12 protein-coding genes are annotated in these 15,757 nt (G+C 67.4%); 6 read left to right on the top strand and 6 right to left on the bottom strand.

The window, feature by feature from the left end; translation table 11 throughout:
* Positions 1-173 precede the first annotated feature (173 nt).
* The 6 genes from CEY05_RS23285 to CEY05_RS23260 form a co-directional block, all read right to left on the bottom strand.
* Entirely contained in the window at positions 174-2,468 is a 2,295-nt protein-coding gene (locus CEY05_RS23285; RefSeq protein ID WP_088599647.1) for a molybdopterin cofactor-binding domain-containing protein, read from the bottom strand.
* Positions 2,465-3,025 carry a (2Fe-2S)-binding protein gene (locus CEY05_RS23280; RefSeq protein WP_088599646.1) on the bottom strand — a complete coding sequence of 187 codons (561 nt, stop codon included), beginning with the start codon at positions 3,023-3,025 and terminating at the stop codon, positions 2,465-2,467. Before CEY05_RS23280 ends, CEY05_RS23285 begins: the two co-directional genes overlap by 4 nt.
* On the bottom strand, positions 3,022-4,674 hold the full coding sequence (locus tag CEY05_RS23275; protein WP_088607541.1) for a cytochrome c: 1,653 nt from the start codon (positions 4,672-4,674) through the stop codon (positions 3,022-3,024). Before CEY05_RS23275 ends, CEY05_RS23280 begins: the two co-directional genes overlap by 4 nt.
* Before the next feature lie 245 nt (positions 4,675-4,919).
* Positions 4,920-5,831, bottom strand: coding sequence for a citryl-CoA lyase (locus CEY05_RS23270; RefSeq protein ID WP_088599645.1), 912 nt, complete (start codon positions 5,829-5,831; stop codon positions 4,920-4,922).
* Entirely contained in the window at positions 5,828-7,027 is a 1,200-nt protein-coding gene (locus CEY05_RS23265; RefSeq protein ID WP_088599644.1) for a CaiB/BaiF CoA-transferase family protein, read from the bottom strand. The genes CEY05_RS23270 and CEY05_RS23265 overlap by 4 nt, the downstream gene beginning before the upstream one ends.
* 88 nt (positions 7,028-7,115) lie before the next feature.
* A complete protein-coding gene (locus tag CEY05_RS23260) occupies positions 7,116-8,102 on the bottom strand; it encodes a tripartite tricarboxylate transporter substrate binding protein (protein ID WP_088599643.1) in 987 nt (328 codons plus the stop codon).
* Positions 8,103-8,267: 165 nt separating this feature from the next.
* On the opposite strand from CEY05_RS23260, the gene CEY05_RS23255 reads away from it, so the two are divergent.
* The 6 genes from CEY05_RS23255 to CEY05_RS23230 all read left to right on the top strand — a co-directional run bounded on the left by CEY05_RS23255 (position 8,268) and on the right by CEY05_RS23230 (position 15,692).
* Positions 8,268-8,996 carry an IclR family transcriptional regulator gene (locus CEY05_RS23255; protein WP_088599642.1) on the top strand — a complete coding sequence of 243 codons (729 nt, stop codon included), beginning with the start codon at positions 8,268-8,270 and terminating at the stop codon, positions 8,994-8,996.
* Positions 8,997-9,247: 251 nt separating this feature from the next.
* Positions 9,248-10,297, top strand: a complete 1,050-nt coding sequence (locus CEY05_RS23250; RefSeq protein WP_088599641.1) for an NADP(H)-dependent aldo-keto reductase — start codon at positions 9,248-9,250, stop codon at positions 10,295-10,297.
* Between the two features lie 184 nt (positions 10,298-10,481).
* The gene (locus CEY05_RS23245; protein ID WP_088599640.1) at positions 10,482-12,041 is read left to right on the top strand and encodes an ABC transporter substrate-binding protein; all 1,560 of its coding nucleotides are present in this window, start codon (positions 10,482-10,484) and stop codon (positions 12,039-12,041) included.
* Positions 12,038-13,003 carry an ABC transporter permease gene (locus CEY05_RS23240; protein ID WP_088599639.1) on the top strand — a complete coding sequence of 322 codons (966 nt, stop codon included), beginning with the start codon at positions 12,038-12,040 and terminating at the stop codon, positions 13,001-13,003. The genes CEY05_RS23245 and CEY05_RS23240 overlap by 4 nt, the downstream gene beginning before the upstream one ends.
* 146 nt (positions 13,004-13,149) lie before the next feature.
* On the top strand, positions 13,150-13,965 hold the full coding sequence (locus tag CEY05_RS23235; RefSeq protein ID WP_233161671.1) for an ABC transporter permease: 816 nt from the start codon (positions 13,150-13,152) through the stop codon (positions 13,963-13,965).
* Positions 13,962-15,692, top strand: coding sequence for an ABC transporter ATP-binding protein (locus CEY05_RS23230; RefSeq protein WP_198952879.1), 1,731 nt, complete (start codon positions 13,962-13,964; stop codon positions 15,690-15,692). Before CEY05_RS23235 ends, CEY05_RS23230 begins: the two co-directional genes overlap by 4 nt.
* Positions 15,693-15,757: the final 65 nt, after the last annotated feature.

Raw genomic sequence — 15,757 nt, 5'->3', positions numbered from 1 at the left:
CCGCCGAACAATCGATTTATTTCGAAATATTAGACGAAATTATTTGAAATACGAGGTTTCCGCAATCGTGATGGGAATTGCAACAGACAGGGCTGGCTGGCCTGCCGGTTCGAACGACTCGAACGCTGGCCCTGGTTGAAGTCGCCCCGCGCCGCCGGCGTCCTCGCGGACGCTCAGGCGGCCCCTTCCCGCAGACGCGCGGCATTCAGGGGCGTGTCGTGCAGCCGGCGCCCCAGGGCATTGGCCAGCGCATTGGCCAATGCCGCCGAGGCCGGCCCCTGCGATGCCTCGCCGGCGCCCAGGAAAGGCTGGCCCGGCTGGTCGATCAGGTTCACTTCCACCCGTGCGGGCACGCCGGAGAAACGCAGGATGGGATACGTGCTCCAATCGTAGCTGTTGACGCGCCGCCGGTCGAAGCGCAGCTGTTCATGCAGCGTCCAGCTGAAGGACTGCAGGATGCCGCCCTCGACCTGGTTGCGCACACCATCCGGGTTGACGATCTGGCCGCAGTCCACCGCGGCGATGACACGATGGACGCGCACCGCGCCGGTTTCGCGCTGCACTTCCAGTTCCACCGCCAGCGCCATATAGGCCATCAGGTTCTTGTACTGGGCGAAGGCAAAGCCCACGCCATGTCCGGGCGTGCGCGGCGCCGTCATCGGCCAGTCGAATTGCCGTGCGGCCAGTTCCACCACCGCGCGGGCGCGCGGATCCTTCAGGTGGCGCAGGCGGAACTGGACCGGGTCGGTCCCGGCCGCCTGCGCCAGTTCGTCCATGAAGCTTTCTATCGTGAAGATGTTCATGTACGCGCCCAGCGAGCGCATGGCCGATACGCGCAAAGGCATGTCGGGCAGGAAGTGATGGCGCACCAGCATCCGGGGCAGGTCGTACAGCGGGATGCTGTTGCGGTCGCCCCCGCCCTCGGGCATGGGAATCGGCTTGGGCGGCGCCGGCGTGAACGGTTGCGCCAAGGCCCACGTCGGCATCAGGCGGCCGGCGTTGTCGATGCGCTGGTTATGCGAATTGCTCCAGACCTGGTAGTCCCAGTCGACGATCTTGCCGTCCGGGTCCAGCGTCGCCGACACGTCGGTGATCATGGCCGGGCCGGACGGCTCCCAGGTGTGCTCCTGCTCGCGCATCCACTGCACGCGTACCGGCTGGCCCGGCACGGCATGCGCGATCAGGGCGGCGTCGGCGGCCACATCGTCGGCGCCGTTGTGGCCGTAGCAACCGGAGCCCTCGACGTGGACGCAGCGGACGTGCTCCGGCGGCAGGCCCAGCATCTCCGCCAGGCCGCCGCGCAAGGGGAAGACGCCCTGCGTGTGGGTCCAGACCGTAAGCTGGCCATCGATGAATTGCGCCAGCGCGCAGGACGGGCCGATCGAGCCGTGGGTCAGGTAGGGCTTGGTGTAGCGGGCCGTCAGCCTGCGGCCGGCCGGCGCGGCGCCATTGCGCTTGTCCGTCACCAGGATCTCGCGTGCGGGCAAACGCATCAGGTAGGCGTGGATGTCCTCGGCGGGCGGCAGGCTGGCGCTTTCCTCCCAGCGCGCGGCGGCGGCCAGGGCGCGCATCGCCACGATGGCCTGCCACTCATCGCGTGCCACCACGGCCAGGTAGCTGCCGTTGCGCACCACCTGCACGACACCGGGCAAGGCCCGTACGGCGGCCTCGTCCAGCGAGACCAGGCGCGCGCCGTAGGACGGCTGGCGCACGACGCGCGCGTGCAGCATGCCGGGCAGGCGCATGTCCTGCACATAGCTGGCACCGCCGGCAACCTTGCCGGGGATGTCGACGCGCGGCAGGGACGCGCCGATCACCTGGAATTGGCGCGGATCCTTCAAGGGCGAAACGGGGCTGGCGGCGCGATGCAGGTCCAGGCCGGCGATGGCCGCGCCGTATCCCAGCTTGCGGCCATCGGCGGCCAGCACCTGGCCGTTCTCCGTGCGCAAGGTGTCGCGCGATACGTTCAGCTGCGTGGCGGCGGCCTGCAGCAGCAGGTCGCGCACCTGGGCGGCCGCGTTGAGGATGGCGGTACCGCTGTCGGCCAGGGAATGGCTGCCCGCCGTATAGCCTTCGTTGGGCGTGCGCGCGGTATCCGCGGTGATCAGGGTGATGGCCGATGGGACCACGTCCAGTTGCTCGGCGGCGATCTGGATGAAGGCCGTGCGCACGCCGGTGCCCAGTTCGGCTTTGCCCGTGCAGACTGTCACCCGGCCGGTGGGCTCCAGGCGGATCCAGGCGTCCAGCATGGGGGTGCTGTTCAAGCTGCCGGGGAGCTTGGCGGCCGCCTGGGCTGGCGGCGATGGTGTCGGTGTCCCGGCGGCGGCCGCCGCCTTGCCTTTGCCCGGTCCCGCGGCCTGCGCCATGGCTGCCGCGGGGATCAAGGAAAAGCCGACCGTGATGGCGCCCGATACCAGCACGCGCCGGCGCCCCAGGTCTACCCGCTTGCCTGTCCATTGCTGGCTCATTGCCGTTTCCTCCTGGCATGGGAGACTGCCGCCGTGGGCGCCTGTTCGACCAGCTCGGCCGGCCGCAGCGAGGACAGATGCGCCTTGCCGCCGGCTTGCGCGCGTATGCCTTCGGCGGCGTCCACGATGGCGGCGACGATGCGCATATGCGTGCCGCAGCGGCACAGATTCGGCTCCATATGCGCGACCACTTCGGCGCGGGTGGGTGCCGGATTGTGCTCCAGCAAGGCCTGGGCGCGCATGACCATGCCGGCAATACAGTATCCGCACTGGGCGGCTTGATGATTGATGAAGGATTGCTGCAGCGGGCCGGGCTGCTGCGGCGTGCCCAGGCCCTCCACGGTGCGCACCGGCCTTGCGCCGACCGCGGCGAGCGGCACCTGGCAGGAGAACATCGGCGCATCGCCGACGATGACGGTACAGGCGCCGCACTGGCCCAGTCCGCAGCCGTATTTGGCGCCGTTGAGTTCCAGCTGGTTGCGCAATACGTAAAGCAGAGGCGTGGCCGGATCGACATCCAGCTCGTGCGCCTTGCCGTTGACAGTCAACGTGATCATGGCTGATGAGCCTCCTTGCCCTGCACCTGCGGTTGCGCTTGCGGGGACGGCTGCGCTGCGGGCTGCATCGGCTGCGCTGCGGGTTGAGCCTGCGGGGCTGGCTTCGTTTTGGGTTGGGACTTCGAATGGCTTTTCGGTGACGCTTCGGGCTGCGTTTGTGGCGGCTCCTGCTCCTGCGCCTTCAGCGGGGCCTGTGCCGTAACGGCTTCCTTGCGCACGGCGGTGACGGCGTCCTGCAAGTTGGGCCACGCAGGACGGTGCGCGATCTGCACGCGCATGTAGTCCAGTACCTGGGCCACTTGCGCGTCGTCCAGCACGGCGCCGAATGACGGCATGTAAGGCGTCGCGGCGCTGCCTTCCTGCGGGATGCCGTGCAGCACCATATTGATGGCGTTGCGCGGATCGTCGGCCGTTGCCGCGCGGCTCAAGGCCAGCGAGGGGCGGCCGCCGATGCGCATCATCGGCGCGCCTTGGTCGTGGCAGGCGGCACAGGTAGACGCGAAGATTGTCGCGCCCAGCGTGGTTTGTAGCGCCGGCTGCGTGATCGGACCTGCCGGGGTCGGCGGCGCGGCCGCATTCTCCGCAAGGACGGCCGCCCCTTGCCCTTGCCCTTGCCCTTGCCCTTGCCCTTGCCCTTGCCCTTGCCCTTGCCCGCCGCCGGATGCGGTGACGGCGGCTTTGGAGCCAGGCCCTGTGCCCTGCATATCCAACAGATAAACGGCCATGGCCCGTACATCGGCTTCGGGCAAATTGGCCAATTGCCGGGTCACGTCGCGCATCGGGCCTGCGGCGGCGCCGTGTTCACTGGCCAGGCCAGTACGCAAATAGGTGGTCAACTGATCGACGGTCCAGGGCAGCACGCCAGACGCCGACGCGCCGGCTGCATTTCCCGCATTACCCGCATTACCCGCATTACCTGCATTACCCGCGCCCAACGCGTTCAGCGCTGGAGCTTCCCAGCCTTCGATGACGGCGCCGGCATAGGCGCGGTCGCTGGCGGGCGCGCCCAGTGCGTTCAAGGGCGTATGACAGGCCGCGCAGTGACCGGCGCCTTCCACCAGATAGCGCCCGCGCAACCATGCGTCGCTCCGCCCCGCCTGCGTGGGCAAGGGACCATCCGGCAGGTACAGCAGGTTCCACAATGCCAGCAGCGGCCGGACGGAATACGGGAAAGACAGATCGTTATCCGGCGGCTTGGTCGCGACCGGCGTGCGCGTCATCAGATAGGCGTACAGGTCCTGCACGTCCTGGTCGGACAGATGCGTGAAGTGGGGATAGGGAAACGCCGGATACAGCAGCGTGCCGTCACGCGCCACGCCCGTGCGTAGCGCACGGTCGAACGCCGGCAGGGACCAGCGGCCGATACCACTGTCGGGGTCGGGCGTGATGTTGCTGCTGTAGAGCGTGCCGAAAGGTGTACGCAGCGGCGCGCCGCCGGCATAGACCGGGCCACCGCGCGTGGTGTGACAGGAGATACAGTCCCCCGCCGCCGCCACGCGCAGGCCGCGGTCCACGGCGGCGCGGTCAAAAGATGAAGCGGCTGGCGGTGTGATCTCCGCGATCGTGGCGCGCCACATCGTCGCGCCCAGGGCCACGATGCCCACTATCACCACGCCGGCCAACGTCGCCGCGATAGTTCTGCCTCGCATTCAGGCCTCCGAAACCTATATTTCGCAGAACTGTAACTTTACGAGGCTGACAAGGGATTTAAAAACTGCCCGGCGCTACCGCCGCTTACAGCTCTCCAAGATCGGCTTACCAATAAGAGGGGATGTCCTACACCAGCCGGATGAGAAACCCGGCCATGGCCTGACCGCAAGGAACGCGTTCCCGTGCCGGCCAAGAGGGTAAAAAAAGGGGAAATTCCTTCGGGAATTCCCCCTTTGCCCAGCCATCAGCCCTTGGGCACTTCCCGTGGCGGGTGGCCGTCGTATACCGGGATGTATTGGCGCGGAATCGGCCCCTTGTTGCGGCCGCCCTGGCCGGTCTGCTCCCACGCATGGGCAAGGATGCCGACCGAGCGCGACAGGCAGAACAGCCCGCGCGCCAACGGCGCCGGAAAGCCCAGCTCGGCATAGATCACCGCCGTCGCCCCATCGATGTTCATGGGAATCGCCTTGCCCTTGCGCGCCGCCAGCTCGGCCTCGATGGCCCGCGCGATCACCGCATAACGCCCTGACACGGCACCCGCCGCCGCCGCTTCATCGACCAGCTGCAGCAGGCGCGGCGCACGCGGGTCCAGATGATGGAAGCGATGGCCGAAACCCGACACGAACTTGCCGTGCAGATCGATGAAGGCATCCAGGCCGGCCCGTACCGCCTCGTCCTGGCTGGCGCCGCCATCGATGCGCGCCGCCACGTCCAGGTACAACTCGACAGCCTGCTCGCCCGCGCCGCCATGCACATCGCCCAGCACATTGACGGCCGACGCCATCGCATTGTTCAACCCGACGCCGCAAGTGGCCGCCATGCGCGCGATGGCAATGCTGGGCGCCTGCGGACCATGGTCCACCGCCGCCATCAGCGCCGCTTCCAGCAACTTGCCCTGCCGCTCGGACGGCAGTTCGCCACGCAACATCAACCACGCCATTTGGGCGAAGCCGACATTGCCGATCAGATCCTGGATGGCATAGCCGTGATAGCGGATCGACCCCGGCTTCATATCAATGATGGACGTGTGCCACCACTGCCGGCTGGCCTGCCCGGCATCCTGGTCAGCGAGGCCGGAGCCGCGCCCCAATCCCGCCGCCGCGTTACCGCCGTCCTTGGCCGATCCGCCGACGTTGCCCGTTTCCTTCTCGCTCATATCGCTCGCTCCTCTTTCAGGCCACGAATCTGCTCGGCGTCGTAGCCCAGCTCACGCAGCAACTCATCGTTGTGTTGTCCCAATTGCGGCGGCGGCGTGTCCACCGCGGGCGCCTCGCCATCCAGCTTGAAACCCGTGCGCACCACACGCACATCGCGGCCCACGCCCGGCACGTCCGGGAAGGTGGCCACCATGCCGCGTTCGGCCACCTGCGGATGCGCCAATGCCTGCTCGACGCTATACACCGGCCCGGTCGGCACCCCGGCCTCGGTCAGCAAGGGCCACCATTGCAGCGCCGACCGCGCCGCCAGGGCCTGCTCCAGCTCCGCTTTCAAGGCATCGCGATGACGCAGGCGCGCCTGGCGTTCAGCGTAATCCGCATGCACGATCAGGTCCTCGCGCCCCACCACCCGGCACAGCGCCTCGAACTGCTCCTGCTTGTTGGCGGCAATGTTCAGCAGGCCATCGCCGGTACGAAACGTCCCGGAAGGGCTGGCGGTGACGTTGTCGTTGCCCATGGGCGTCGGCGTGCGGCCGGCCACCAGGTAGTTCGATACGGCCCAGCCCATGGTGGCCATGGTGGCCTCCAGCATGGACACATCGATGAAGCGCGCGCTGTCACGCTCGCGCTCGGCCAGGGCGGCCGCCACCGCGAAGGCCGCCGTCATGCCGCCGATGGTGTCGGCGATGGGATAGCCGACGCGATAAGGCGCGGTGTCCGGCGCACCGGTGATGCTCATGACGCCGGACATGCCCTGCACGATCTGGTCATAGGCCGGATAGTCGCGCAGCGGCCCCTGCTGGCCGAAGCCGGAAATGGCGCAATACACCAGGCGCGGCTGGTGCTGGCGCAGCACTTCGAAGCCCACGCCCAGGCGATCCATCACGCCCGGCCGGAAATTTTCCACCACCACGTCGGCCTGGGCCACCAGGCGCAGGAACACTTCCTTGCCGCGCGCATGCTTCAGGTTCACGGTGATCGAACGCTTGCCGGCGTTCTGCGCCAGGAAGGAGACGCCCATCAGGCCGCGGTTCAGGTCGGCATCGGCACCCAGCTGACGCGCCAGGTCGCCGGTGCCGGGCGTCTCCACCTTGATCACATCGGCGCCCATGTGCGCCAGCTGGTGGCAGCAGAATGGCCCCGCCAACACATTGGTGAGGTCCAGCACTCGAATGCCGTGCAGGGGCTTGGACATGAATGATTCCTCTAAAAAAATCCCACGCGATACGCACGGATGCACACCGCCAGCCACGCAGCGGCCGGCAGCGTGTCCGCTTCATGCTTTATTCCATCTTGGCGCCCGAGGCGCGCACCGTGTCGCCCCAGCGCTTGTATTCCGACTTCAGGAACGTGGCGAAGTCTTCCGGCGTCCCGCCGATGGGCGTGCTGCCTTCGGCGGCGAAGCGCTCGATGGTCAAGGGCTTTTTCAAGGCATCGTTGACCACGGAGTTGATGCGCTGCACCGCTTCAGCGGGCGTGCCGGTGGGGGCTACCAGGCCCTTCCAGTCGCGCGCGTCGAAATCGGCATAGCCCTGCTGGGCGATCGACGGGACATCGGGCAAGGCCGCCAGGCGGTCCTTGGACGTCACGGCCAGGGCGCGCAGCTTGCCGGTGGAGATCAAGGGCAGCACGGTGGCGGGCGTGGCGAAATAGATGTCGACCTGGCCGCCGATCATATTGGTCACGGCAGTGGACGCGCCCGGATGCGGCACGTGCAGGAACTTGACGCCCGCGGCCTGCATGAACATGGCGCCGGCCAGGTGGCCGACGGTACCGATGCCAGCCGACGCCATCGTGATGGCTTCCGGCTTGGCCTTGGCAGCCTTCACCACGTCATCGAGCGACTTGTACTTGCTGGCGGCGCTGACCACCAGCACCACGGGCTGGCCGGCCACCAGCACGATGGGCACGAAGTCCTTGAGCGAGTCATAGGGCATCTTGGGGTACAGCGACGGATTGATGGCCAGGTTGGACGTCTGGCCCATGCCTATCGTCAGGCCATCGGCCTTGGCGCGCGACAGCAGACCCAGGCCAATGTTGCCGCCGGCGCCCGCCCGGTTTTCCACCACGATGTTCCAGCCGGTGGCCTGGCCCATGAACTGGGCAATCAACCGCGACGCGGCATCCGTACCGCCGCCCGGCGGGAAGGGCACGATCATGGTGATGGGGCCCGAGGGGTATTTGGACTCGGCGCGCGCCAGGGTGGGCAGGGTAAAGCCGGCGGCGGCAGCGGCCATGCCGGCGAGCAATACGCGGCGTTGATGATCCATGTTGTCTCCTGAGTGATCTGGATGAGATCGTTAAGAACCGTCGGTGGATGCGGTTTCAGCCTTGTGTCGGCTGATTTCATTAGATAGAATACTGTTCTATCTATGATGACCGGCGGAAGTTGCGGCTGTCAAGCCGGGGCCCGCAGATCCACGTTCCCTGCCGCCATGCCCAGAAAATCCGCCATCCCTTCCCTCGCCGATGAGAATGCCGCCGCTGGCGGCGTCGCCGCGGTGGACCGCGCGCTGTCCTTGCTCAACGCTTTTTCCGCGTCGCTGCCGCAGCCGGACCTGACCGAACTGGCCGAGCACACGCGGCTGCACAAGAGCACCGTGCTGCGCCTGATGGCCTCGCTCGAACACGCGCATCTGGTCCGGCGCCGGCCCGACGGCCGCTACACCCTGGGCCCGGGCGTCGCGCGCCTGCACCAGGTCTATGCGACGTCGTTTTCATTGGCCTCGGTGGTAATGCCCGCGCTGCGCGAGCTGGTGGCGTTGACCCAGGAAAGCGCCGCCCTGCACGTGCGCCAGGGCGACCAGCGGCTGTGCCTGCATCGGGTCGATTCGCCCCGGCCGGTGCGCGATCACACCCGCGCCGGCGACCTGCTGCCGCTGGATCGCGGCGCGGGCGGCCGCATCCTCAGCGCCTATGGCGGCGGCAACGAAGAGATCCATGCACGCATCCGCCGCGAGCAGGTGGTGGTGCTGGTGGGCGACCGCCTGCCCGAACTGGCCGGCATCGCGGCGCCGGTCTTCGGCGCCGACGGCGAGTTCGTCGGCTCCATCACCTTGACCATGCCGGCGGAGCGCTTCGACGCCGGCTATGAAAAACCGGTCAAGCAGGCCGCGCGCGCATTGACGGCGTCCCTGGGCGGCACCTATCCGCCGCCTGGATAAGCGAGCCACGACACATTTCCGCCTATCCTGCTCAGGCTACGCCGTCGCCGCCCGCCCCCGCGGCGCCGGCCTGCCTTGCGATTCGCTTAAAGCCTTACCCCGCGAGAGCCGCGATGGCTAACTCGCGGACGCCGGGAGTAAGATCGGCCCCTATGCGGGCAGCCGCGCCCCCGGCGCCACGCCCCTCATTCATGCCACCGAGGCCGCAAGCTTGCCGCGCGGCCCACGGCCCATCCCTCCGGAGCACTTCCTTGAAATACCGCAAACTCGGCGATACCGATTTGAACGTCAGCCTGATCGGCCTGGGCACCATGACCTGGGGCGAACAGAACTCCGAAGCCGAAGCGCACGAACAGCTGGACTACGCCCTGGCGCACGGCGTGAACCTGGTCGACACGGCCGAGATGTACCCGGTGCCGCCCAAGGCCGAAACGCAAGGCCGCACCGAATCCTTCATCGGCACCTGGCTGGCCCGCACGGGTCGCCGCAAGGAAATCGTCCTGGCGAGCAAGTGCGCCGGCCCCGCGCGCGATCCCAAGCGTCCCGGCCATATCCGCGACGGCAAGACCTTCTTCGATCGCAAGAACCTGACCGCCGCGCTGGACGCCAGCCTGAAGCGCCTGCAGACGGACTATCTGGATCTGTACCAGTTGCACTGGCCCGACCGCACGACCAACACCTTCGGTGTGCCCTACTACCCGTGGGTGCAGGACGAGCACACCGTGCCCATCGCCGAAACCCTGGACGTGCTGCAAGACTTCGTCAAGCAAGGCAAGGTGCGCCACGTCGGCGTGTCGAATGAAACGCCCTGGGGCGTGGCGCAGTTCCTGAAGCATGCGGAGCAAGGCAACCTGCCGCGCATCGTATCGATCCAGAATCCCTACAGCCTGCTCAATCGCCAGTACGAGAACGGCCTGTCGGAATTCAGCCATCACGAAGGCGTGGGCCTGCTGGCCTACTCGCCGCTGGCCATGGGCATGCTCACCGGCAAGTACCTGGACGGCGCGCGCCCGGCCGGCGCCCGCCTGTCGCTGTTCACGCGCTTCACGCGCTACAGCAATCCCCAGGCTGAAGCCGCCACCGTCGAATACTGCAAGCTGGCGCGCGAGCATGGCCTGACGCCGACGCAACTGGCGCTGGCCTTCATCAACACGCGTCCCTTCACCACCAGCAACCTGATCGGCGCGACCAATCTCGATCAGCTGAAGGAAAACATCGACAGCGCCGAAGTCGAGTTCGGTGCCGACCTGTTGAAGGCGGTCGACGCGATCCACGCGCGCTGGACCAATCCGGCGCCGTAAGGACGACGCCGGGCACAGGCTGCACGGCAGGCGCAGGCGCGGGGCGACAGCAGTCAGCCCTGCGCCTTTTTTTTGCCACAGCCACGGGCTTCTTGCATTTCCAAATGGGCATTGAGTATTTAAGCCTGCGGCTGGCGCCGTTTAGAGTGTCATGCACCGTCGTGACCTCCGAGGCCGTCCACTCATGCAGTGCAGTAAATTCCTTAACCTTGCCGCAGCGCTGCTGCTATGCGGCGCGGCCACCGTGCAAGCAGCCGAGCCGCAGGCCGGCGGCGTACTCAAGGTTGCGCTGGACGGCGACCCGCAGTGTCTCGATCCGCAGCAGGCCGGCAATAATACCGCCCTGAACATCGGCCGCCAGATCACCGATTCGCTGACAGACCAGGATCCGCGGACCGGCGCCATCGTCCCCTGGCTGGCAACGCGTTGGGCCGTCGAGGATGACAGCCGCCGTTTCACCTTCGTGCTGCGCGAGGGCGTCTCCTTCGCCGACGGCACGCCAGTGGATGCCGACGCCGTCAAGGCCAACTTCGAAGCCATCGTCAAGATGGGCGCACGGTCATCGCTGGCATCCACCTACCTGGCCGGCCTGGAGAACGTGCAGACCCCCGACGCCCACACCGTGGTCGTCCGCTTCAAGCAGGCCAATGCGCAATTCCTGCAAGCCACGTCCACCATGAGCATGGGCCTGCTGTCCAAGGCGACGCTGGCGAAATCCTATGATGAGCGCTGCCAGGGCCAGCTCATCGGGTCCGGCCCCTTTGTCCTGCAAAGCTTCGTGCACAACCAATCCGCCAAGCTGGCTCGCCGCAACGATTACGGCTGGGCGTCGTCGCTGGCCGGCCACTCAGGCCGCGCGTATCTCGACGCCATCGAATTCCGTGTGATCGCGGAATCCGGGGTGCGCACCGGCAGCCTGATCTCGCGCCAGATCGACGTCAACACCAGCGTCCTGCCGCAGGACGAGAAGGTCTTGCAGGCGCAAGGCCTGCCCATCCTGGCGCGCAGCAATCCAGGCTTGGTCTACAGCTTCTATCCACAGGAATCCCTGCCCATCGGCGGCGACATCGCGGTGCGGCGCGCGCTGGTCAAGGGCATCAACCGCCCGGAACTGCAGACCATCCTGTCGCAGTACCAGCGCGCGGCCACCTCCCTGCTGGCGCAGACCACGCCGCTGTACATCGACCACTCGGCCGACCTTGCCTACGATCCCGAAGGCGCGGCCAAGCTGCTGGATGACGCGGGCTGGAAGCCCGGCGCCGACGGCATCCGCGTAAAGGACGGAAAGCGCCTGGCCATTGCGCTGGAGTACTGGCAATCGGTCACGTACCTGGAACTGGTGCAGCAGCAGTTGCGCGCGATCGGCATCGACCTGCAGTTGAAGAAAAGCGTGATTGGCCAGGTCAACGCCAAACGCGACAGCGGCCAGTTGGCGTTGCAGTTCTATAACCTGACCCGTGCCGATCCCGACATCCTGCGCACCGTGTTCCTGGCCAGCGGCCGCAACGTCAACTTCCGCCAGCCGGCCGAGGTCGACGACGTACTGGCCCGCTCGGCCGGCACACTGGACACCGACACCCGGCGCAAACTGGTCGACCGGGCGGTGACGCTGCTGCTGCGCGACGGCCACGCGATTCCGCTGGTCGAGCTGGCTACTGTGGGCGCCACCGGTAAGAACGTTCACGGCCTGCACTACGAAGCCTCGTCGCGACTGCAATTCTTCGACACCTGGATAGAAAAATGACTCGTGGCACAACGGCCCGCGGCTATCTTGTTACCCGGCTTGCGCAGGCCGTGTTCGTGCTGTGGGCCGCTTATACCCTGTCGTTCCTGATTCTCTATATCCTGCCCAGCGATCCCATCAGCATCATGCTGAACCAGGGCGATGGCCAGGCCGATCCCGCGCAAGTCGCCGCGCTGCGCGCCGTCTATCACCTGGACCAGCCCCTGATCGTGCAATACGGCATTGCCCTGGGCCATGCACTGATGCTGGACCTGGGCCATTCCATCCAGACCGGCCAGCCCGTGGCCGGCATGCTGGCCCAGGCGGCACCCGCCACGGCTGCGCTGGCGCTGACCGCACTGGTATCTGCACTGGTGCTGGGCGTATTGCTGGCGCTGGCCGCCAGCAATACACGGTCGCCGCGCCTGCGCCAGGTGCTGCATTCCCTGCCTTCGCTGGGCGTGTGCCTGCCCACCTTCTGGATCGGCCTCCTGCTGCTGCAATGGTTGTCCTTCGGCTGGCCGCTGTTCCCCGCCATGGGCAACGAGGGCTGGCGTTCGCTGGTGCTGCCCGCGGCGACCCTGGCGGTCCCCAGCGCGGCCACCGTGGCGCAGGTGCTGCTACGCTCGCTGGAAGGCGTCTGGCACCAGCCCTTCATCCACGCGCTGCGCGCCAAAGGGCTGACGCGCTTGCGCTTGCTGCTGGGGCATGTGCTGCCCAACGCCGCCATTCCGCTATTGACCATGGCCGGCCTCATCATGGGCAATCTGCTGGCGGGATCCGTCGTCACCGAGACCGTGTTCTCACGCGAGGGCGTAGGCCGGTTGGCGCAGAGCGCCGTCGCGGTCAAGGATATTCCCGTCGTGCAAGGCGTCGTAGTGCTGGCCGCCACGGTGTTCGTGCTGGTCAATCTGGCGGTTGACCTGGCCTACCCCTTGCTCGATGCGCGCATCACGCGCCAACGCGGACGGGCGCTCGCATGACGGACGCTGTCAGCACATCTGCCAGCGCATCCGAGGCCGTTTCCAGGTCGGGTTCCGGGTCCACCTCTGCGCGCGCAACCAGCCGCGCGGTGGACTCCCTGGGCTTACCGAGCGCCCCGAACGCCGGCGGCCGCGGGCGCGCTGCCTTGCACGGCGTCGCTTGCCTGCTGCGCCGGCCAGCGTTGCTGGCCAGCATCCTGATCCTGGTGCTGGTCGTCGCCTGGGCCCTCGCGCCGGGCCTGTTCACCAATGCGGACCCGTTGCGCGGCGTACCGCGCGATGCACTGCAGGCGCCCTCGGCGGCACACTGGTTCGGCACCGACCATCTTGGCCGTGACATCTACGCCCGCACAGTCCATGGCACGTCCACCTCCCTGCGCGCGACCGGCCTGGCGGTGCTCATTGCCCTGGCCAGTGGCGGTGCCATCGGCCTGCTCGCGGGTTTCCTGGGCGGCCGCGCCGATACCGTGCTGATGCGCGCCACCGACGTGCTCATGGCCATCCCTACCCTGCTGCTGTCCATGGCCATCGTCACGGTGCTTGGATTCGGCACGGTGAATATCGCCGTGGCGGTGGGCCTTTCCTACATCGCCACCTTCGCCCGCCTGATGCGTGGCGAGGTGATGCGCTGGCGTGGCGCGGTCTTCGTCGAAGCCGCCGTGGCTGGCGGCGTCCGCACCGGGACCATCCTGCTGCGCCATGTGCTGCCGCATGCGGCCGGTCCGGTGCTGGCATTGGCTGCGCTGGAATTCGGCTCCGCCGTGCTGGCCGTCTCGTCGCTGAGCTTCCTGGGGTTCGGCGCACCACCGCCCCAACCGGAATGGGGTCTGCTGATTGCCGAAGGCCGCAACTACATGGCGGCCGCCTGGTGGTACACGACCATGCCCGGTGCCGTGGTGGCCTTGGTGGTGCTGGCCGCCAACCAGGTGGCGCGCGCCGTGCAAGAACAGGGAGCCCCATGATGCCTCAAGAAAAGTCGCCGCTGTTGGCGGTCGAAGACCTGCGCGTGTCCTATGACAACCAGGCAATGCCCGCACTGGATCGCGTCAGCCTGCAGGTGAGACCGGGCGAGATCGTCGCCGTGGTGGGCGAGTCAGGATCCGGCAAGTCGACGCTGGCAGCGGCCCTGACCGGTTTGTTGCCGCCCACGGCCCGCCGGCACGAGGGCACCATTCTTTTCGAAGGCCGCGATGTGGCCACCGCCGGGGAACGTGCGTGGGTCGCCCTGCGCGGCGGCCGTATCGGTTTCGTGCCGCAGGATCCGGGGCTGTCGCTGGATCCGATCCAGCGCGTCGGCGTGCAGTTGCGAGAGGCCATGTTCGTCCATGGGGTACCGCGCCGTCACGCTGCCGCCCAGGTGCCCAGGTTGCTAACGGAGGTGGGACTTGCACGAGCGGAGCACATCGCGCGCAGCTTTCCGCACGAGCTGTCCGGCGGAATGCGGCAGCGCGTGCTGATCGCCATGGCGATCGCGAACGAGCCGGCCCTGATCGTGGCCGACGAGCCCACCAGTGCACTGGACGTCACGGTGCAGCGCCAGGTGCTGGATCATCTGGAAGGCCTGGCCCGGCGCAAGGACATCGCGGTGCTGCTCATTACGCACGATCTGGGCGTGGCCTTGGACCGGGCCGATCGCATCGTGGTCATGCAGCAAGGACGGGTCGTCGAAAGCGGCACCACCGCGGCCATATTCGACCAGCCGCGTCATGCGTATACGCGGACGTTGCTGGCCGCGGCGCCCATCCTTGCCGCGACAGTGCGGCCGGTCGACGCTCGACCCGTGAATGTCATCAGCCTGCCGATCCGCCGGGATGCGCTTTCGACGGACGCCGCCGGCAGCGGTGGCGATGGCAGGATGCTTCCGCGGGAGCCTCGCCCGGACACCCCGGCGCGGCGCGGCGCGCTGCTGGCATTGCGGGGGCTGAGCAAGGAATTCGGCGCGGGCCCGAAGGCTGTCGACGACGTGTCCTTCGACGTGCCGCGCCACGGTACGACGGGCGTGGTCGGTGAATCCGGCTCCGGCAAGTCGACCACCGCACGCATCGCGCTTTGCCTGGAACGGCCCAGTGCGGGCAAGGTTCTGTTCGACGGGCAGGATGTCACGCATCTGTCGCGCGGCGCCCTGCGCGATTTCCGTCGCCGGGTCCAGGTCGTCTATCAAAACCCCTACGCTTCGCTAGACCCTCGCTTCACGCTCGCACGCATCATCACCGAGCCGCTGGAAGCCTTCGGGGTCGGTAATGCTGCCAGCCGTCGGCACCGTGCCGCGCAACTGCTGGAGCAGGTGGAATTGTCGCCGGCCCTGCTGGACCGCAAGCCGGCCCAGTTGTCCGGCGGCCAGCGCCAACGCGTCGCCATCGCGCGCGCGCTGGCCATCGGTCCGGATCTGCTGGTACTGGACGAGGCCGTGTCGGCCCTGGACGTTTCCGTGCAGGCCCGCATCCTGGATCTGCTGGCGCGGCTGCAGAACGACTTGGGCGTGAGCTATCTGTTCATCTCGCACGACCTGGCCGTGGTGCGCCAGATCTCCGATCACGTAGTAGTGCTGCGTGCAGGCGCCGTAGTGGAACAGGGGCCGGCGCAGCAGGTCTTCGATCACCCTCGCCATCCCTATACCAGGGCGCTGCTGGCCGATAGTCCGGGACAGCTTGGCAATGCCCGGCAACGAGCGCTGCATCTCGCGGCATGAAGACCTCGCCCTTGGGGATCGGGGCTACGCCTGGCAGGGCCTTTCTCACAAACAACCGCCCCTTT

The sequence above is a fragment of the Achromobacter sp. HZ34 genome (genome assembly GCF_002209485.1).
Lineage (GTDB): Bacteria > Pseudomonadota > Gammaproteobacteria > Burkholderiales > Burkholderiaceae_B > Bordetella_C.
The sequence above is the reverse complement of the archived record's forward strand: the minus strand, read 5'-3'. Positions and strand labels throughout refer to the sequence as shown.